Source organism: Pseudomonas sp. microsymbiont 2 (assembly GCF_054788395.1).
The window spans coordinates 537261-556868 of record NZ_CM139112.1 but is presented as its reverse complement, the minus strand read 5'-3'; the positions used below and the strand labels follow the sequence as shown (position 1 = coordinate 556868).

Annotated in this window: 16 protein-coding genes; 11 read left to right on the top strand and 5 right to left on the bottom strand. The window is 64.4% G+C overall.

Features of this window, described 5'->3' with window-relative positions; genetic code table 11:
* Positions 1-16 precede the first annotated feature (16 nt).
* Entirely contained in the window at positions 17-646 is a 630-nt protein-coding gene (locus ACYUME_RS02435; RefSeq protein WP_460417982.1) for a response regulator, read from the bottom strand.
* Positions 643-3045 (bottom strand): PAS domain-containing sensor histidine kinase, encoded by a 2403-nt coding sequence (locus ACYUME_RS02430; RefSeq protein WP_460417981.1) that lies wholly within the window; start codon positions 3043-3045, stop codon positions 643-645. The genes ACYUME_RS02435 and ACYUME_RS02430 overlap by 4 nt, the downstream gene beginning before the upstream one ends.
* Positions 3046-3139: 94 nt before the next feature.
* On the opposite strand from ACYUME_RS02430, the gene ACYUME_RS02425 reads away from it, so the two are divergent.
* On the top strand, positions 3140-4138 hold the full coding sequence (locus ACYUME_RS02425) for an alpha/beta hydrolase family protein (RefSeq protein WP_460417980.1): 999 nt from the start codon (positions 3140-3142) through the stop codon (positions 4136-4138).
* Positions 4139-4201: 63 nt separating this feature from the next.
* Here the strand turns inward: ACYUME_RS02425 and ACYUME_RS02420 are convergent, their stop codons facing one another.
* The 3 genes from ACYUME_RS02420 to ACYUME_RS02410 are packed head-to-tail and all read right to left on the bottom strand — an operon-like array spanning position 4202 to position 6655.
* Positions 4202-4966 carry a TerB family tellurite resistance protein gene (locus tag ACYUME_RS02420; RefSeq protein WP_279884826.1) on the bottom strand — a complete coding sequence of 255 codons (765 nt, stop codon included), beginning with the start codon at positions 4964-4966 and terminating at the stop codon, positions 4202-4204.
* A 1-nt stretch (position 4967) separates the two neighbouring features.
* Complete coding sequence (gene murU / locus ACYUME_RS02415; protein WP_279884828.1) at positions 4968-5639, bottom strand: N-acetylmuramate alpha-1-phosphate uridylyltransferase MurU; 672 nt, start codon at positions 5637-5639, stop codon at positions 4968-4970.
* Entirely contained in the window at positions 5636-6655 is a 1020-nt protein-coding gene (locus tag ACYUME_RS02410) for an aminoglycoside phosphotransferase family protein (RefSeq protein WP_279884830.1), read from the bottom strand. Before ACYUME_RS02410 ends, murU begins: the two co-directional genes overlap by 4 nt.
* A 132-nt stretch (positions 6656-6787) precedes the next feature.
* On the opposite strand from ACYUME_RS02410, the gene ACYUME_RS02405 reads away from it, so the two are divergent.
* The 10 genes from ACYUME_RS02405 to ACYUME_RS02360 all read left to right on the top strand — a co-directional run bounded on the left by ACYUME_RS02405 (position 6788) and on the right by ACYUME_RS02360 (position 19600).
* Complete coding sequence (locus tag ACYUME_RS02405; protein WP_460417979.1) at positions 6788-9595, top strand: LPS-assembly protein LptD; 2808 nt, start codon at positions 6788-6790, stop codon at positions 9593-9595.
* Positions 9576-10895: a peptidylprolyl isomerase SurA gene (surA, locus tag ACYUME_RS02400; RefSeq protein ID WP_279884833.1), complete on the top strand. Its 1320-nt coding sequence runs from the start codon at positions 9576-9578 to the stop codon at positions 10893-10895. Before ACYUME_RS02405 ends, surA begins: the two co-directional genes overlap by 20 nt.
* Positions 10892-11881, top strand: coding sequence for a 4-hydroxythreonine-4-phosphate dehydrogenase PdxA (gene pdxA / locus ACYUME_RS02395; RefSeq protein WP_279884835.1), 990 nt, complete (start codon positions 10892-10894; stop codon positions 11879-11881). The genes surA and pdxA overlap by 4 nt, the downstream gene beginning before the upstream one ends.
* Complete coding sequence (rsmA, locus tag ACYUME_RS02390) at positions 11878-12678, top strand: 16S rRNA (adenine(1518)-N(6)/adenine(1519)-N(6))-dimethyltransferase RsmA (RefSeq protein ID WP_279884836.1); 801 nt, start codon at positions 11878-11880, stop codon at positions 12676-12678. Before pdxA ends, rsmA begins: the two co-directional genes overlap by 4 nt.
* Before the next feature lie 188 nt (positions 12679-12866).
* Entirely contained in the window at positions 12867-13247 is a 381-nt protein-coding gene (gene apaG, locus ACYUME_RS02385; RefSeq protein ID WP_279884838.1) for a Co2+/Mg2+ efflux protein ApaG, read from the top strand.
* A complete protein-coding gene (locus ACYUME_RS02380; RefSeq protein WP_460417978.1) occupies positions 13247-14113 on the top strand; it encodes a symmetrical bis(5'-nucleosyl)-tetraphosphatase in 867 nt (288 codons plus the stop codon). The genes apaG and ACYUME_RS02380 overlap by 1 nt, the downstream gene beginning before the upstream one ends.
* On the top strand, positions 14110-14439 hold the full coding sequence (glpE, locus tag ACYUME_RS02375; RefSeq protein WP_460417977.1) for a thiosulfate sulfurtransferase GlpE: 330 nt from the start codon (positions 14110-14112) through the stop codon (positions 14437-14439). Before ACYUME_RS02380 ends, glpE begins: the two co-directional genes overlap by 4 nt.
* A 282-nt stretch (positions 14440-14721) precedes the next feature.
* Positions 14722-16644 (top strand): PrkA family serine protein kinase, encoded by a 1923-nt coding sequence (locus ACYUME_RS02370; protein WP_279884842.1) that lies wholly within the window; start codon positions 14722-14724, stop codon positions 16642-16644.
* Between the two features lie 119 nt (positions 16645-16763).
* The gene (locus ACYUME_RS02365; RefSeq protein ID WP_279884844.1) at positions 16764-18035 is read left to right on the top strand and encodes a YeaH/YhbH family protein; all 1272 of its coding nucleotides are present in this window, start codon (positions 16764-16766) and stop codon (positions 18033-18035) included.
* Positions 18032-19600 carry a SpoVR family protein gene (locus tag ACYUME_RS02360; protein ID WP_279884846.1) on the top strand — a complete coding sequence of 523 codons (1569 nt, stop codon included), beginning with the start codon at positions 18032-18034 and terminating at the stop codon, positions 19598-19600. The genes ACYUME_RS02365 and ACYUME_RS02360 overlap by 4 nt, the downstream gene beginning before the upstream one ends.
* Positions 19601-19608: the final 8 nt, after the last annotated feature.

Genomic DNA, 19608 nt, shown 5'->3' with positions numbered 1-19608 from the left:
TGGGTGCATGTCGCAATCACACCAGCTTGTGCTCCATCGCGTACTTCACCAACTCGGCCAGCGAGTTGACCTTGAGCTTCTGCATCAGCCGCGCCTTGTGCGTGCTGATGGTCTTGTTCGACAGCGCCAGCTGCTGGGCGATATCGTTGACATTGGCGCCCTGGGCCAGGCGCTCGAACACCGAGAACTCGCGCTCGGACAGCAACGTGTGCAGCGGTCGGGTCTCCGTCAGCCCCACCTCGAACACCATGCGGTCGGCCAGGCTCGGGTCGATGTAGCGCCCGCCCCCAGCCACCCGGCGAATCGCCGTGAGCAACAAGGCGGGGTCACTGTCCTTGGTGGCATAGCCAGCCGCTCCGGCCTTCAAGGCACGCGCGGCCATCTGCGCCTCGTCGTGCATCGACAGCATCAGAATCGCCGGCGGGTCGCTCAGCGCGCGAATCCGCGGAATCGCCTCCAGCCCGCTCACTCCCGGCATGGAAATATCCAGCAGCACCACCTCACAGGGGGTTTGCCGCAGCGTTTCGAGCAACTGCTCGCCATTGCCCGCCTCACCCACGACCTGCATGTCCCTGGCCAGGCCGATCAACTGCTTGATGCCTTCCCGGACGATGGTGTGGTCTTCCGCCACCAGCACTCGAATCACGACCCTGCCTCCTGTTCCAAGGGAATCACCACGCTAAGGCTCGTGCCCTCGCCTGGCTCACTGTCCAGCATCACGCTGCCGCCTAGCATCAACACCCGCTCGCGAACCCCCACCAGGCCGAAAGAGGTCGGCCTGGCGGCATCGACGGCGAACCCCACGCCATCGTCGACGACCGTCATGCGCAACCGCCCGGGCTCGTGCACCAGGGCAATCTGCACCGTATGCGCCCGGGCGTGACGCATGACATTGGTCAGCGCCTCCTGGAGGATGCGAAACAGGCTGGTGGCCTTGGCGTCGCTCAAGGGCGGCAGTTGCTCCGGGACCTCGACCAGGCAGGGAATCTGTGTACGGGCCTCGAAGCGTCGGGCCTGCCACTCGATCGCCGAGGCAATGCCGGCATCGAGGATCGGCGGCCGCAGGGCGGTGGCCACGTCACGCACCAGCTGGAACAGCTGCGCGATCAACCGTTTCATGTTGCCCAGCCGCTCGTTGAGCCCTGCATCCAGCTCGGCGTAGGCCAGCTCGCACATCGACACTTCGAGCTTGAGCACCGTGAGCATCTGCCCCAGTTCATCGTGTACTTCGCGGGCGATGCGGGCCTTTTCTTCCTCGCGCACGCTCTCCAGATGCGCCGACAGTTCGCGCAACTGCTCCTGAGAGCCGGCCAACGCCAGTTCGGCCTGCTTGCCCTGGGTGATGTCCCAGACCACGCCGTCCCAGACCATGCGCCCATTGGCCAGGCGGCGGGTGGTCGCCTTGATGTCGGCCCAGCGCTGCTCGCCCTGGCGCGTGAGGATGCGCCCCTGCCATGACCAGTCCCGGTCGCTGGCCAGGGCCAGGTCCTGAACCCGGTGATAGTCGGCACGGTCCTCTGGATGCACCAGGTTGCGCAAGCCCATCTGCGGATGCTGGATCGCCGCCGGGCTGTAGCCGACCAGAGCCTCGCTGCCCTCGCTGATATAGGGAAACTCCGGCTCGCCTTCAGCCGGGTCACGCTCGAGGCGAAACACCAATCCCGGCACGTTGCCGGCGATCCCCTTGAGTCGCGCCTCGCTTTCGCGCAAGGCGGCCAGCGCCCGGCGACGCTCGGTGACATCGACGAGAAACACCACCAGGTACTCGGCATCGCGAAAGCGCAGGAACGACAGCGACAGCTCCACCGGCAGCAAGCTGCCATCCGCGCGCCGACACTGGTTTTCGAACGGCGGCTCGCCCCCGCCACCGGTGCGGGCACGCTTCCACAGCTCGAGCCAGCGATCCATGTTCAGGGTGGGGTCGATATCGCGCAGCGGCCGCTCCAGCAGCACCCCCTCGTCGAACCCGAGCATGCGCTCGGCGGCGTGGTTGGCATAGCGTATGTGGCTGTCCCAGTTGACCCAGAGAATGCCGATCGTGCTCTGATCGATGGAGAACTGGCTAAGGCGCAGCGCCTCTTCACGCACCTGGCGCTCCACCAGGCTCTCGCGAGCCGCCAGCAAGCCGCGCTCCAGGCCACGCTGCTGCCGCCGCTGCCAGACCAGCGTCGTCAGCGCGCCCAGCAACAGCAGCCCGAACAACAAGGCGAGGTTTTGCCAGAAACCGGCCGATTCGGAAAAACGCGGGTACTGCGGTTGCAGCCAGCGCTGGTGCAATTGTTCGAGCGTCTTGGCCGGCATGGCCTGCAGCGCACGCTCGAGCACCTCGGCAAGCACCGGCCAGTCGCGCCTGGAGCCGATGCGCAGCAATTGTGGCAGGCCGATATCGCCCACCACCGCCAGCTCGGCGAATTCGCTTTCGCGCGACAGGCGGCTGAGCTGCGCCTCGTCCATCACGGCAAAGCTGACCTGTCCGCCCTGCACCCACTGCAGCGCTTCGCGCTCATCGGGCACGCCCTGCAGATTGAGATGGGGATAAGTACTGCGCAGGTAATCGGCCAAGGCGCTCGGCATGCGCACCGCCACCCGCTCGTCGGCGGTCAGCTTTTCCAGCTCCACCGCCACGGCGCCGCTGCGCGCGCCTACCACCAGCTGCGGGATGCGCATGTAAGGGTCGCTGAACAGCCATGAACGCAGACTGGCCGGCGTCTGCGTCAGCCCTGGGGCGAAGTCGATCTCGCCGGCCTGCAGCGCATGCTCGAGCGCGGCCTGATCCGGGAAACCGCGCCAACTCAGGTCAAGCCTCAGTGCCTGGGCGATGGCGCCGACCAGCTCGGCATTGACCCCGTAGAACTGTTGCAGCCGACGGTCGAACTGCGCATAAGGCGCCTGCAGCACCAGGCCCACGCGCAGGCCGCGATGCTCGTCAAGCCACTGCGCCTGGGCAGGCTCCAGCACCACGCCCGGCGGCGCCTCGGTCCTGGCCAGAGCGATCAAGGGTAGACACAACCAGCCGATAACCCACAGGCAACGCACTCGCTTCATCTATACGCTCGTCTTGGCAATGACGGCCCATGGCGTGGCCGTCGCGGGCAAATACCATTAGGCTGCCGGTTTGATTCTGGCCTTGGATTGATCGATGTTCACACTTTATCGCACGACGCTGGCAATGTTCTGCCTGGCTTCGGTCCTGCCCCTCGGCGCACAGGCCGCCGACGTCGAAAAACCGCAGGAAGCCGCCGAAGCGAGCGCACCCGCCCCACGTCCGCCGCTGCTCGAACGCAGCCAGGATGATGCCCTGGCCCTCGAACGCCGGGTGCCCAAGGCCGAGCAACAGACCCTGCAGGCCAACGGCGAGGACTTCCTGGCACTGTGGAAGCCGGCCAACGATGCCGACCCGCAAGGCGTGGTGATCATCGTTCCCGGCGCTGGCGAAAGCGCCGACTGGCCCACCGTCGTCGGCCCGTTGCGCCGTGGTTTTCCGGATGTCGGCTGGGGCACGCTGAGCCTGAGCCTGCCCGACCTGCTGGCCGAGCGCCCGCAGGCGCGGGTCGAGGCCAAGCCTGCCGCCGAACCTGAAAAAGAGCAGGGCGAAACGGCACCGGCCAAGGACACCCCGGCCGATGCCAACGCCAACGTGGCCCAGGCAACGGCCCCCGAGGCCGACGCCGCCGAAGGCAGCGACGCGGTGGTCGCCGATGCCCAGGACGGCCAGGCGGATGCCGAGCGCATCTTTGCCCGCCTCGACGCCGCCGTGGCCTACGCCCAGCAGCAGAAGGCCCGCAGCATCGTCCTGCTCGGCAATGGCAGTGGTGCCTATTGGGCCGCAAGCTATCTCAGCGAGAAGCAGCCGCCCCAGGTACAGAAGCTGGTGATGGTCGCCGCCCAGACCCCAGCGCGGGTGGAGCATGACCTGCTGAGCCTGACGCCGACCCTGAAAGTACCCACCGCCGACATCTATTACGCCGTCCGCACCCAGGACCGCGCGGCGGCGCAGCAGCGCCTGCAGGCCAGCAAGCGCCAGCGGGACAGCCAATACCGTCAGTTGTCGCTGATGGCCATGCCGGGTGACAAGGCGTCGGAGCAGGAACAGCTGCTGCGCCGGGTACGCGGCTGGCTGACGCCCAAGGAAGAGTGAGCCGTACCGCGGGACAAGCCCGCTCCTGCAGCGTGGGAGCGAGCTTGTCCCGCGATGGCAAACCTAAAGCCCGCGCCGCTTGCGGATCATGGCAAAGGCCTGGTGCAGCTCGCGAGTATGCTCGGTCGCCTCGCGCACCTTCGCCTCGCTCGCACCGCTGCCCACCAGCTTGTCCGGGTGATGTCGGCTGAGCAACCGCCGGTAGGCCTGCTTGACCTTGTCCGCCTCGGTATCTGGTTCCACGCCCAGCAGCCTCAACGCCACCGCATAGGTCATGACGCCGCCCTCGACCGCAGACTTGCGCGGTTCATATTCCAACGACAAAGCCTGCACCTGGTTACGACTGAGCCCCAGTTGCTGCCCCCAGCCCAACAGCAGGTCACGCTCCTGGCGCCCCGCCTTGCCGTCAGCCCAGACCATGCGCCAACAGGCGCGCAGCGTGCCCTCGGCGCCGTGGGGCTGCAGCTTGATCCGACGCAGATAGTGCCCCAGCTTCCCCTTGCCCGACTTGCCACGGTTGAACGCGGCAATTGCCCGCATCCGCGCAGGCTCCGCCAGGTCAAGACGCGACATTTCCTGGCGCGCCTGCTGAATATGCCCCTCGACCACTCGGCCGTCGCTCTTGGCCAGGCGTCCGAGCAGGACGAACAGCAGCTCCTCGTCGCGCAGCGCCGGGCGCCCGCCCAGGCGCTCGCGCACATCCTCCCATCCCTGCAGACGCAGACGCCGATCCATGGCCTGACCCAGCAGCGCCCCAAGCAATGCCCCGGGGATGCTGGCCACGGCAAAACCGGCACCGGCACCAATCACTGTGCTCGGCCACCACATCTCAGGCGCGCTCGCCGATCAGGCGCTCGACATCGGCCAGACGCTCGAGGGTGCCGACATCGATCCAGTGCCCGCGATAGTGCTCGCCGCTCACTTGCCCTGCGGCCATGGCCTTGCGCAGCAGCGGCGCCAGCTTGAAGGCGCCGGGCAGACAACCCTCGAACAGCGCCGGATCCAGTACCGAGATGCCGCTGAAGGTCAGCGTGCCGGGGGCATCGTCGCCATCGCTCACCTGCCCGTCCGTCAGCCGGAAGTCGCCACGGCCGTGATGGCCGGGGTTGTCCACCAGCACCAGGTGCGCCAGGCCGACCAGTGGAGCGTTCAAGGCGCTGAAGTCGTAGTCGGTCCAGACATCGCCGTTGACCAGCAGGAACGGGGCATCGCCCAGCAGCGGCAGCGCCTTGAAGATCCCCCCACCGGTTTCAAGTGGCTCGCCTTCCGGCGAATAGCGAATGCGCAGGCCGAAGCGGCTGCCATCGCCCAGGTGATCCTCGATCTGCTGGCCGAGCCAGGCGTGATTGATCACCACCTCGGTGACACCCGCCCTGGCCAGCGCCTCGAGGTGGTACTCGATCAGCGGCTTGCCAGCGGCCGGCACCAACGGTTTTGGCGTGTGCAGGGTCAGCGGACGCATGCGCTCCCCCTTGCCTGCCGCCAGGATCATCGCCTTCATGGCCGCGCCTCGCCCTTGAGCTCGGCAATCAGCTGCCCCAGTTCGGCCAGCTCGGGACGACGGGCGATCACTTCCTCTATATAGGCGAAGAAGCGCGGCACGTCGGCGAGGTAGCGTGGCTTGCCATCACGGTGACAGATGCGAGCGAAGATACCGATGACCTTGAGGTGGCGCTGCACGCCCATCAGGTCGCTGGCGCGGTGGAACTCCTCGAACGCTGGCTGCACCGGGATGCCGGCGGCGCGCGCCTTGTCCCAGTAGGCGCGCAACCAGCCTTCCACACGCGATTGCGGCCAGCTGAGGAAGGCATCCTTGAACAGGCAGGTGATGTCATAGGTGACCGGGCCATAGACCGCGTCCTGGAAATCCAGAACCCCCGGGTTGGGCGCACTGTGCATCAGGTTGCGCGGCATGTAGTCGCGGTGCACCAGCACCTTGGGCTGGGCCAGGGCGCTGTCGATCAGCAGCTGGCTGACCCGTTGCCAGGTGGCCTGCTGCACGTCGGTGAAGGCCTTGCCCAGCTCGCGACCCACGTACCACTCGGGGAACAGTTCGACCTCGCGGCGCAGCAGGGCGACATCGTAGCTGGGCAGCGGTGCGTCCATCGGCAGGCGCTGGAACGCCAGCAGCGCATCGATGGCGTCGGCGAACAGGGCGTCGGCGTTGTCCTTGTCGATGATATCCAGGTAGGTCTGCCGCCCCAGGTCGCCCAGCAGCAGGAAGCCGCGCTCCAGGTCCTGGGCATGGATGACCGGCACATTCACCCCCGCCGTGGCCAGCAGGTGGTCGATATCGACGAACGGACGGCAGTTCTCCTGCGGGGGTGGTGCGTCCATGACCACGAAGCTGTGGCCGGCACCCTCCCAGCGGAAATAACGGCGGAAACTCGCATCGCTGCTGGCGGCGGTCAGGTTGCCGCTGGGCACTTCGCCCCAGGCGTTGCTACGGAACAGGCTCTCCAGCTGCCCGGCGAGCCAGGCGGTCAGTTGTTGCAGGCGTACATCGTGATCGGGCATTGCAAGGGTTCTCCGACGGCCCTAGCCGTCAAGCGGGTCATGCTTTATTATCCAGCATCTTTTTCAGACCATCGAGAGGCGTGCGGCCCCCACACGCGGGCAGATGGCACGCAGGAAGCCCGGACTAATAAGATGGCATTGAAATCCCCCGCGTTTCGTAGAAAGTTTCCATTGCTGGTGACTGGCGGTCTGCTGGCCCTGCAACCTCTGGCCACGTCGTACGTGGTGGCGGCCGAGCAGTTCGACTGCCAAGTGTCCGCCTCCGGTGGTTGGGACTGCAAGCCCAAAACCGCTGCCAACCTGCCTCCGCGCCCGGTACATTCGGGTGCGGCCGCCGCGAGCTCGGGCGACGTCGCCGCGACCGAGGCTGAGGCCGAGGCCGAGAAGCCGATGCTGGTCACCGAGGCCAAGGGCCGTGGACTGAAATCGCGCAGCGAAGACTACAGCCACCTGGACTGGGTCCCACGTGACAAGCTCACCCCCGCGCAGTTGGCCGAGACCGGCCCGTACTGCGCCGGCGCCTACATCGAACCGATCCGCCCGGGCATGGACGACTCCACGCCCAAGGACGAGGCGCCCACCTACATCAACGCCAAGGTCTCCAAGTACCAGCAGGAGCAGCAGATCGCCACCCTCGCCGGTGACGTGGTCATGCGCCAGGGCAGCATGCAGGCCGAGGCCGATGAAGCCAACCTGTACCAGACCGAGAATCGCGGCGAGCTCAAGGGCAACGTCAAGATCCGCGACAACGGCACGCTGGTGGTCGGCGACCAGGCGCAGATCCAGCTCGACACCGGCGAAGCCCGGGTCGACAACGCCGAGTACGTGATGCACAAGTCGCGCATCCGCGGCAACGCGCTGTACGCCAAACGCGCGGAAAACGCCATCATCCGCCTCAAGGACGGTACCTACACCACCTGTGAGCCGGGCAGCAACGCATGGCAGCTCAAGGGCAACAACATCACCCTGAACCCGGCCACCGGCTTCGGTACCGCGACCAACGTCACCCTGCGGGTCAAGGATTTCCCGGTGTTCTACACACCGTATATCTACTTCCCGATCGACGACCGTCGTCAGTCCGGCTTCCTGCCGCCGTCGTTCAGCACCAGCAGCGACACCGGCTTCATGCTGGTCACCCCGTACTATTTCAACCTGGCACCGAACTACGATGCCACGTTGTATCCGCGCTACATGGCCAAGCGCGGCATGCTGATGGAAGGCGAGTTCCGCTACCTGACCAAGTCCAGCGAAGGCCAGTTCGGCGGCGGCTACCTCAGCGACCAGGACGATGACCGCGAGCTGCAGACGGACTACAAGAAAGAACGCTGGATGGTCAACTGGCAGCACAAGGGCGGCCTGGACGAGCGCCTGATGACCGAGGTGGACTACACCGACATCAGCGATCCGTTCTACTTCCAGGACCTGGAAACCGACCAGATCGGCGTGCAGAGCCGCGACTTCCTGAATCAGCAGGGCGCTCTCACCTACCGGGGCGACAGCTACACCGCGCGCCTGAACCTGCACGCGTATGAGCTTGCGACCATTTCGCAGATCACGCCATATGATCGGCTGCCGCAGATCACCTTCAACGGCATGCTGCCAGTGCATCCAGGCGGCTTCGATCTCAGCTACGAGACAGAAGCGGTACGCTTTGATCGCGACCTGAAGAATGACTTCGTCAGGGACAAGGATGGCAATCCGGACTTCACCGCGGGCTTCGCGGGACGCCGCCTGGATGAGAACGTCTTCGGCGTTGCCCGTTCCAACGGTACTCGCCTTAACGTAGCGCCGGCAATCAGCCTGCCAATGCAGGCCAGCTATGGTTTCCTCACGCCGAAGTTGAAGTACGTCTATACGCATTACGATCTGGACCTGGACGGCAAGGGTAAGCGCGACCTGATCGACAATCCTGCTCGTGCGGCGCTGGACGGCGACTTCAAGAGCAACCAGAACCGCGACATCCCGATCTTCAGCGTCGACAGCGGCCTGTACTTCGACCGCAACACCCAGCTGTTCGGCACCAACTACCGCCAGACGCTCGAGCCGCGCCTGTTCTACCTCTACGTCCCGTACAAGGACCAGAAAGACATCCCGCTGTTCGATACCAGCGAGAACACCTTCAACTACGCCTCGCTGTTCCGCGACAACCGCTTCAGCGGCTCCGACCGCATCGGCGACGAGAACAAGCTGTCGCTGGGCGTGACCAACCGCTGGATCGAAGACAACGGCTTCCAGCGCCAGCGCTTCAGCATCGGCCAGGCGCTGTACTTCAAGGATCGCAAGGTCCAGCTGCCAGGCATCGACTACCGTACCCGCAAGGACAGCCAGTCGGATGTCTCGCCGTATGCGCTGGAATACGAATACGCCTTCAACCGCGACTGGCGCTTCAACTCGGACTTCAACTGGGACCCGGACAGCCGCAGCACCCGCTCGGGCAGCGCGATGTTCCACTACCAGCCTGAAGACAATCCGAACAAGGTCGTCAACCTCGGCTACCGCTACCGCAACGACCTGATCGTCTACGATTCGGCAACCGGTACCTGGAAAGTCGGCGGTGGCGACTACGGCACCCCGGGCGATCCGAACTACATCAAGGATTACTACAAGATCCAGCAGCACGACTTCTCGGTCATCTGGCCGATCGTGCCGCAATGGAGCGTGATCGCCCGCTGGCAGCACGACTACAACCGCAACCGCACCCTCGAAGCCATGGGTGGTTTCGAGTACGACAACTGCTGCTGGAAGCTGCGCCTGATCAACCGCTACTGGATCGACTACGACGATTTCAGCCAGGCCGTCCCGAACAACGAGAAGGGCGACCACGGCGTCTTCCTGCAGATCGTGCTCAAGGGCCTCGGCGGCGTCGTCGGCAACAAGGTCGAATCGTTCCTGGACCAAGGCATTCAAGGTTACCGTACACGTGAAGAGCAAGCTTATTGATCGTCTGCGCCCGCTGATGCTGGGCGCCGTATTGCTGAGTGGCGCGGCCCATGCCGCGGTGCAGCCCCTCGACCGCGTCGTGGCCATCGTCGACAACGACGTGGTCATGCAGAGCCAGCTGGACCAGCGCGTGCGCGAAGTGCAGCAGACCATCGCCAAGCGCGGTGGTGGTGTTCCACCGACCGGTGCGCTGGAGCAGCAGGTGCTCGAGCGCCTGATCGTCGAGAACCTGCAACTGCAGATCGGCGAACGCTCGGGCATTCGCATCACCGACGAGGAACTGAACCAGGCCGTGGGCACCATCGCCCAGCGCAATGGCATGTCGCTGGAGCAGTTCCGCGCCGCCCTGGCCCACGACGGCCTGTCCTACGACGATGCCCGCGAGCAGATCAAGCGCGAGATGATCATCAGCCGCGTGCGCCAGCGCCGCGTGGCCGAGCGCATCCAGGTCTCCGAGCAGGAAGTGAAGAACTTCCTCAACTCGGACCTCGGCAAGATGCAGATGTCGGAAGAGTACCGCCTGGCCAACATCCTCATCCCCACCCCGGAAGCCGCCAGCTCGGACGACATCCAGAAGGCTGCGCGCAAGGTCGGTGACGTCTACCAGCAGCTTCGTCAAGGCGCTGATTTCGGCCAGATGGCAATTTCCAACTCGGCCAGCGAAAACGCCCTGGAAGGCGGCGAAATGGGCTGGCGCAAAGCCGGCCAGTTGCCACCGGACTTCGCCAAGATGCTCAGCAGCATGGCCATCGGCGATATCACCCAGCCGATCCGCATCCCCAACGGCTTCATCATCCTCAAGCTCGAGGAGAAGCGTGGCGGCAGCGAGAGCATCCTGCGCGACGAAGTGCATGTACGCCACATCCTGATCAAGCCAAGCGAGATCCGCAGCGAAGCCGCCACCGAGCAACTGGCCGAGCGTCTGTACGACCGGATCCAGAACGGTGAAGACTTCGCCGAACTGGCGAAGAGCTTCTCGGAAGATCCAGGTTCCGCGCTCAACGGCGGCGACCTCAACTGGGTCGACCCGAACAGCCTGGTGCCGGAGTTCCGCGAGCAGATGGCCAACGCCCAGCAGGGCATGGTGACCAAGCCGTTCAGGACCCAGTACGGCTGGCATGTGCTGGAAGTCCTGGGCCGCCGCGCCACCGACAGCACCGACCAGGCTCGCGAACAGCAAGCGATGAACGTGCTGCGCAACCGCAAGTACGACGAAGAGCTGCAAACCTGGCTGCGCCAGATCCGCGACGAAGCCTACGTTGAAATCAAGCTGCCTGGCGCCGACCAGGCCGCCCAGTGAAGCCGCTGCGCTTCGCAGTCACGCCCGGCGAGCCGGCCGGCATAGGTCCCGATCTGTGCCTGCTGCTCGCCGCCGAGGCCCAGCCCCACCCCCTGATCGCCATCACCAGCCGTGACCTGCTCGCCGAGCGGGCCACCCAGCTGGGGCTGGCCGTCACCCTGCTGCCCGTCACCCCCGACAACTTCCCGAACCAGGCCGCCCCCGCCGGCAGCCTGTACGTCTGGGATACGCCCCTGGCCAGCCAGGTAGTGACCGGACAGCTGGACAAGGCCAACGCCGCGTTCGTCCTGCAGACCCTCACCCGCGCGGGCCAAGGCTGCCTCGACGGGCAGTTCGCCGGCATGATCACCGCGCCCGTGCACAAGGGCGTGATCAACGAAAGCGGCATCGCCTTCTCCGGGCACACCGAGTTCCTTGCCGACCTCACCCACACCCCGCAGGTGGTGATGATGCTGGCCACCCACGGGTTGCGCGTGGCCCTGGTGACCACCCACCTGCCCCTGCGCGATATCGCCGACGCCATCACTGGCGAACGCCTGGAGCGCGTCACCCGCATCCTGCATGCGGACATGCGCGACAAGTTCGGCATCGCCAACCCACGCATCCTGGTCTGCGGCCTCAACCCGCACGCCGGTGAAGGCGGCCACTTGGGCCGCGAAGAAATCGACATCATCGAGCCGACCCTGGAGCGCCTGCGCGCCGAAGGCATGGACCTGCGCGGTCCATTGCCGGCCGATACCCTGTTTACCCCCAAATATCTGGAGCACTGCGACGCGGTGCTGGCGATGTACCACGACCAGGGCCTGCCCGTACTCAAGTACAAGGGTTTCGGCGCCGCGGTCAACGTGACGCTGGGCTTGCCGATCATCCGTACCTCGGTCGACCACGGCACTGCCCTGGACCTGGCCGGCACCGGCCGGATCGATACCGGCAGCCTGCGCGTCGCATTGGAAACCGCCTACCAGATGGCCGAGAACCGACCATGACCGAGCACTACCAACACCGGGCGCGCAAGCGCTTCGGCCAGAATTTCCTGCACGACGCCGGAATCATCGACCGCATCCTGCGGGCCATCAATGCCAAGGCCGGCGAACACCTGCTGGAAATCGGCCCTGGCCAGGGCGCACTCACCGAGGGCCTGCTGGGCAGCGGCGCGCAACTGGACGTGGTGGAACTGGACAAGGACCTGGTGCCGATCCTGCAGCACAAGTTCGCCGGGCGCGGCAACTTCCGCCTGCACCAGGGCGATGCCCTGAAGTTCGACTTCAACCAGCTGGGAGTGCCCGAGCGCAGCCTCAAGGTGGTCGGCAACCTGCCCTACAACATCTCCACCCCGCTGATCTTCCACTTGCTGGATCACGCCCAGCTGATCCGCGACATGCATTTCATGCTGCAGAAGGAAGTGGTCGAGCGCATGGCCGCAGGCCCGGGTGGCGGCGACTGGGGCCGCCTGTCGATCATGGTCCAGTACCATTGCCGCGTGGAACACCTGTTCAATGTCGGCCCCGGCGCCTTCAACCCGCCGCCAAAAGTGGACTCGGCCATCGTGCGCCTGGTGCCGCACGAAGTCCTGCCCCACCCGGCGAAAAACCCGAAGCTGCTGGAGCACGTGGTGCGCGAAGCCTTCAACCAGCGTCGCAAGACCCTGCGCAACACGCTCAAGGGCCTGCTCGACAGCCAGGCCATCGAGGCCGCCGGCGTCGACGGCAGCCTGCGCCCCGAGCAACTGGACCTGGCCGCGTTCGTGCGCCTGGCCGACAAGCTGGCTGAACAGCAAGCCTGATATCGCCTGTATTGGCCTCTTCGCGGGTAAACCCGCTCCCACAGTGACCGTGTGCGATTCCTGTAGGAGCGGGTTCACCCGCGAAGAGGCCGGTACTGATAACAAAGATCTCAAGCCCTCCCCGCTGGCCCTCCCCCCGTCCAATGGCCTAGACTGCGTTATTGCGTCAGCTCGCCCAAGGCCCTTGCATGTCCGACCCCCGCTACCAGATCGACGTCAGCGTCGTGACCCGCTACCTCAAAGAACAATCCGACCCCGAAAGCAACCGTTTCGCGTTCGCCTACACCATCACCGTGCACAACAACGGCACGGTCACGGCCAAGCTGATGTCCCGTCACTGGCGGATCACCAATGGCGATGGCGAGGTCGAGGAAGTGCGTGGCGCCGGCGTGATCGGCCAGCAGCCGTTGATCGAGCCCGGCCAGAGCCATACCTACAGTAGCGGCGCGGTGATCAGCACGCGCGTCGGCACCATGCAGGGCAGCTACCAGATGTTCGCCGAGGACGGCAAACGCTTCGACGCCGAGATCGCCCCCTTCCGCCTCGCCGTGCCCGGTGCGCTGCACTGATGGCGACGTATGCCGTCGGCGACCTTCAGGGCTGCCTGCAACCGCTCAAATGCCTGCTCGAGCGGGTCAGGTTCGACCCGGCGACCGACCGCCTGTGGCTGGTGGGCGATCTGGTCAACCGTGGCCCCGAGTCACTGGAAACCCTGCGCTACCTGTATTCGATCCGCCAAGCGCTGGTTTGCGTGCTGGGCAATCACGACCTGCACCTGCTGGCCGCCTGGCACAACGTCGAGCGCCTGAAGAAAAGCGACACGCTGCGCGAAATCATCGAAGCCCCGGACGCCGACCAGCTGTTCGACTGGCTGCGCCAGCAGAAACTGCTGCACTACGACGAGCCCCGGGGCATCGCCATGGTCCACGCTGGCATCCCGCCACAATGGACCTTGGGCCGCGCCCTGGAGCTGGCGGCGGAAGTCGAGGAGGTGCTGCGCGACGACAACCGCCTGCAGCCATACCTGGACGGCATGTACGGCAACGAGCCGAACAAGTGGAGCAAGAACCTGACCGGCGTCGAGCGCCTGCGGGTGATCACCAACTACTTCACCCGCATGCGTTTCTGCACCGCCGCCGGCAAGCTCGACCTCAAGACCAAGGAAGGCCTGGACAGCGCGCCGAAAGGCTACAAGCCGTGGTTCGATCATCCTGACCGCCGCTCGCGCCATGTGAAGATCATCTTCGGCCACTGGGCCGCCCTCGAAGGCCGCGTCGACGTCCCCGGCGTGATCGCCCTGGACACCGGCTGCGTGTGGGGCGGCGCGATGACCCTGTACAACGTCGACAGCGGTGAATTCCACCGCTGCGACTGCACCCGCGAGGGCACCCCTCGCCCGCCCTCAACGCACAGCCCTGAAGGAACCGCCCCATGAGCGAATTCAAGCGCATTTCCCCCGAGCAGGCCCTCGCGCTGCGCGCAGAAGGCGCGGTCGTGGTCGATATTCGCGACCCGCAAGCCTTTGCCGCCGGCCACATCACCGGCGCCACTCATCTGGACAATCACTCGGTGGCCGATTTCATCCGCAGCGCCGACCTCGACGCGCCTACACTGGTGGTCTGCTACCACGGCAATTCCAGCCAGAGCGCCGCCGCCTACCTGGTCGGCCAGGGCTTCTCCAACGTCTACAGCATCGATGGTGGCTTCGAGCTGTGGCGCGCCACCTACCCGGCGGAAACCGCCCAGGGTAGCGCTGAATAATTTTTTCATTTTTGCTGCAGCCCGCGCTCGGCGCGGGTTCGCGCCTGACCTGACGAACGGTAGCAGGCGTCTTCTCGCTTCCCCGCCCTTGACCTTGCGTATAACCAACTATCCTTAAGCCCAGGCCATCCAAAAAAGGGGAGAGCCGGTACACCGGCGTGCGGGTCATCGGTAGCGTTCCAAGGTGTTCTGGGGGGTATACAGCAATCGGCGAACCCGGTTGCATGCCAGCATCAGCTGACTGATCCGGCGTCGTCTCCACGTATCGAGCGAGGTGACGTCATGAGCATTTTTAGCCACTTCCAACAACGTTTCGAGTCAACCCGCCAGGAAGAACTTTCGCTGCAGGAGTACCTCGAGCTGTGCAAAGAGGATCGCAGTGCCTACGCATCGGCGGCTGAACGGCTGTTGCTGGCCATCGGTGAGCCGGAGCTGATCGACACCTCAACCAACTCCAGACTGTCGCGAATCTTCTCCAACAAGGTGATCCGCCGGTATCCGGCCTTTGCCGACTTCCACGGCATGGAAGAGTGCATCGACCAGATCGTTTCGTACTTCCGCCATGCCGCCCAAGGCCTGGAAGAGAAGAAACAGATCCTCTATCTGCTGGGCCCGGTGGGCGGCGGTAAATCGTCGCTGGCCGAGAAACTCAAGCAGCTGATGGAAAAAGTGCCGTTCTACGCCATCAAGGGCTCGCCGGTGTTCGAGTCGCCCCTGGGCCTGTTCAACGCCGCCGAGGATGGCGCCATTCTCGAAGAGGAATACGGCATCTCGCGGCGCTACCTGAACACCATCATGTCGCCCTGGGCCACCAAGCGCCTGCAGGAGTTCGGCGGCGACATCAGCAAGTTCAAGGTGGTCAAGCTCTACCCGTCCATCCTCAACCAGATCGCCATCGCCAAGACCGAGCCCGGCGACGAGAACAACCAGGACATTTCCGCCCTGGTCGGCAAGGTGGATATCCGCAAGCTCGAGGAGTTCCCGCAGAACGACGCCGACGCCTACAGCTATTCGGGCGCGCTGTGCCGGGCCAACCAGGGCCTGATGGAATTCGTCGAGATGTTCAAGGCGCCGATCAAGGTGCTGCACCCGCTGCTCACCGCGACCCAGGAAGGCAACTACAACAGTACCGAAGGCCTCGGCGCGATTCCCTACTCCGGAATCCTGCTGGCCCACTCCAACGAATCGGAGTGGCACACCTTCCGCAACAACAAGAACAACGAGGCGTTCATCGACCGGATCTACATCGTCAAGGTGCCGTACTGCCTGCGCGTCAGCGACGAGATCAAGATCTACGACAAGCTTTTGATCAACAGCTCGCTGGCCAAGGCCCATTGCGCGCCGGACACCCTGAAGATGCTGGCCCAGTTCACCGTGCTCTCGCGCCTGAAGGAGCCCGAAAACTCCAACATCTACTCGAAGATGCGCGTGTACGACGGCGAGAACCTCAAGGACACCGACCCGAAAGCCAAGTCGATCCAGGAGTACCGTGATTCCGCGGGCGTCGACGAAGGCATGAACGGCCTGTCGACCCGCTTCGCCTTCAAGATCCTCTCCAAGGTGTTCAACTTCGACCCCCACGAAGTGGCGGCCAACCCGGTGCACCTGCTCTACGTGCTGGAGCAGCAGATCGAGCAGGAGCAGTTCCCTGCCGAAGTCCGCGAGCGTTACCTGCGCTACCTGAAGGAATACCTGGCGCCGCGCTACATCGAGTTCATCGGCAAGGAGATCCAGACCGCCTACCTGGAGTCCTACAGCGAATACGGCCAGAACATCTTCGACCGCTACGTGCTGTACGCCGACTTCTGGATCCAGGACCAGGAATACCGCGACCCGGAAACCGGCGAGATCCTCAACCGCATCGCCCTCAACGAAGAGCTGGAGAAGATCGAGAAGCCGGCCGGCATCAGCAATCCGAAGGACTTCCGCAACGAGATCGTCAACTTCGTGCTGCGTGCCCGGGCCAACAACAACGGCAAGAACCCCAGCTGGCTCAGCTACGAGAAGCTGCGGGTGGTGATCGAGAAGAAGATGTTCTCCAACACCGAGGACCTGCTGCCGGTCATCAGCTTCAACGCCAAGGCCAGCAAGGAGGATCAACAGAAGCACAACGACTTCGTCACCCGGATGGTGGAGCGTGGCTACACCGACAAGCAGGTTCGACTGCTGTCGGAATGGTACCTGCGGGTCAGGAAATCGCAATAAGGCGACACGCTACACGCCGTGCGTCCGCGGCTGGCCTTGCCGGCCCGGACGACGGCGGCTGCTTTTACGTGCAGCTCGTAGCTTGAAGCGTGCAGCTGTTCCCAGCTACCGGAGGGACCATGAGCTACGTAATCGACCGACGCCTGAACGGCAAGAACAAGAGCACGGTCAATCGCCAGCGCTTCCTGCGGCGTTACCGTGAGCACATCAAGAAGGCCGTCGAAGAGGCCGTGAGCCGTCGCTCCATCATGGACATGGAACACGGCGAACAGATCAGCATTCCGGGACGCGACATCGACGAGCCGGTGCTGCACCACGGTCGCGGCGGCAAGCAGACCATCGTCCACCCTGGCAACAAGGAGTTCACCGCCGGCGAGCACATCGCCCGGCCACAAGGCGGCGGCGGTGGCGGCGGCCGTGGCAAAGCCGGCAACTCCGGCGAAGGCATGGACGATTTCGTGTTCCAGATCACCCAGGAAGAATTCCTCGAGTTCATGTTCGAGGACCTGGAGCTGCCCAACCTGGTCAAGCGCCACCTGACCGGCGCCGACACCTTCAAGACCGTGCGCGCCGGCATCGCCAACGAAGGCAACCCCTCACGCATCAATATCGTGCGCACCCTGCGCTCGGCCCACGCCCGGCGCATCGCCCTGACCGGCAGCAGCCGCGCGCTGCTGCGCGAAGCGCAGAAGGAGCTGGCCCGCCTGAAGGTCGAGGAGCCAGACAACTTCACCGACATCCAGGAAACCGAGATCGAGATCGAGCGCCTCAAGGCACGCATCAATCGCCTGCCGTTCCTCGACACCTTCGACCTCAAGTACAACCTGCTGGTCAAGCAGCCCAACCCCAGCTCCAAGGCGGTGATGTTCTGCCTGATGGACGTCTCCGGCTCCATGACCCAGGCCACCAAGGACATCGCCAAGCGCTTCTTCATCCTCCTGTACCTGTTCCTCAAGCGGAACTACGACCGCATCGAGGTGGTATTCATCCGCCATCACACCAGTGCCCGCGAAGTGGACGAGGAAGAATTCTTCTATTCCCGCGAGACCGGCGGCACCATCGTCTCCAGCGCCCTCAAGCTGATGCAGGAGATCATGGCCGAGCGCTACCCGGCCAGCGACTGGAACATCTACGCCGCCCAGGCCTCGGACGGCGACAACTGGAACGACGATTCGCCGATCTGCCGCGACATCCTCGCCAACCAGATCATGCCGCACGTGCAGTACTACACTTACGTCGAGATCACCCCGCGCGAGCACCAGGCGCTGTGGTACGAGTACGAGCGCATCGGCGAAGCCTTCCCCGACACCTTCGCCCAGCAGCAGTTGGTATCGGCCGGCGATATCTACCCGGTCTTCCGTGAACTCTTCCAGCGCAGGTTAGCCACATGAGCGCCAGAGAACAGAGACGCCAACCCATTTCCACCGGCTCCGAATGGACGTTCGAGCTGATCCAGACCTACGACCGCGAAATCAGTCGTCTGGCGGCCCGTTACGCCCTGGATACCTATCCGAACCAGATCGAGGTCATCACCGCCGAGCAGATGATGGACGCCTATGCCTCGGTGGGCATGCCGCTGGGCTATCACCACTGGTCCTATGGCAAGCAGTTCCTCAGCACCGAGAAATCCTACAGCCGCGGCCAGATGGGCCTGGCGTACGAGATCGTGATCAACTCCGACCCGTGCATCGCCTACCTGATGGAAGAGAACACCATGTGCATGCAGGCACTGGTGATCGCTCATGCCTGCTACGGCCACAACAGCTTCTTCAAGGGCAACTACCTGTTCCGCACCTGGACCGACGCCAGCTCGATCATCGACTACCTGGTGTTCGCCAAGCAGTACATCGCCCAATGCGAGGAGCGCCACGGCATCGACGCCGTCGAGGACCTGATCGACTCCTGCCACGCCCTGATGAACTATGGCGTGGACCGCTACAAACGCCCCTACCCCATCTCCGCCGAAGAAGAGCGCCGCCGCCAGAAGGAACGCGAGGAACACCTGCAAAGGCAGATCAACGACCTGTGGCGCACCATCCCCAAAGGGGCGGAAAAGGGCGACGAAAGAGACAACGCGCGCTTCCCCGCCGAGCCCCAGGAGAACATCCTCTACTTCATCGAAAAACACGCACCGCTGCTGGAGCCCTGGCAGCGCGAAGTGGTGCGCATCGTGCGCAAGATCGCGCAGTACTTCTACCCGCAGCGCCAGACCCAGGTGATGAACGAAGGCTGGGCGACCTTCTGGCACTACACCCTGATGAACGACCTGTACGACGAAGGGCTCATCACCGAAGGCTTCATGATGGAGTTCCTGCAGTCGCACACCAGCGTGGTGTTCCAGCCAGGCTTCGACAGCCCCTATTACAGCGGCATCAACCCCTACGCCCTGGGCTTTGCCATGTACACCGACATCCGCCGCATGTGCGAACACCCGACGGAAGAGGATCGCCGCTGGTTCCCGGACATCGCCGGCAGCGACTGGCTGTCGACGATCAAGTTCGCCATGAGCAGCTTCAAGGACGAGAGCTTCATCCTGCAGTACCTCTCGCCCAAGGTAATGCGCGATCTGAAGTTGTTCAGCATTCTCGACGACGACCAGCGCGACGACCTGCTGGTCCCGGCGATCCATGACGAGGACGGCTATCGCACCATCCGCGAGCAACTGGCTGCCCAATACAACCTGGGCAATCGCGAACCCAACGTGCAGATCTGGAGCATCGACCGCCGCGGCGACCGCTCCCTGACCCTGCGCCACCAGCAACACAACCGCAAACCGCTGGGCGATTCCACCGACGAAGTGCTCAAGCACCTGCATCGCCTGTGGGGCTTCGACATCCACCTGGAGACCGTCCAGGGCGAGCAGGTGATGAAAACCCACCACATGCCACCGCGTGGTGAGCACAGCGAAGCCGGCGACTACGGGCGCATGGACCTCGCCGTGGTGCATCACCTCTAGACGCGCCC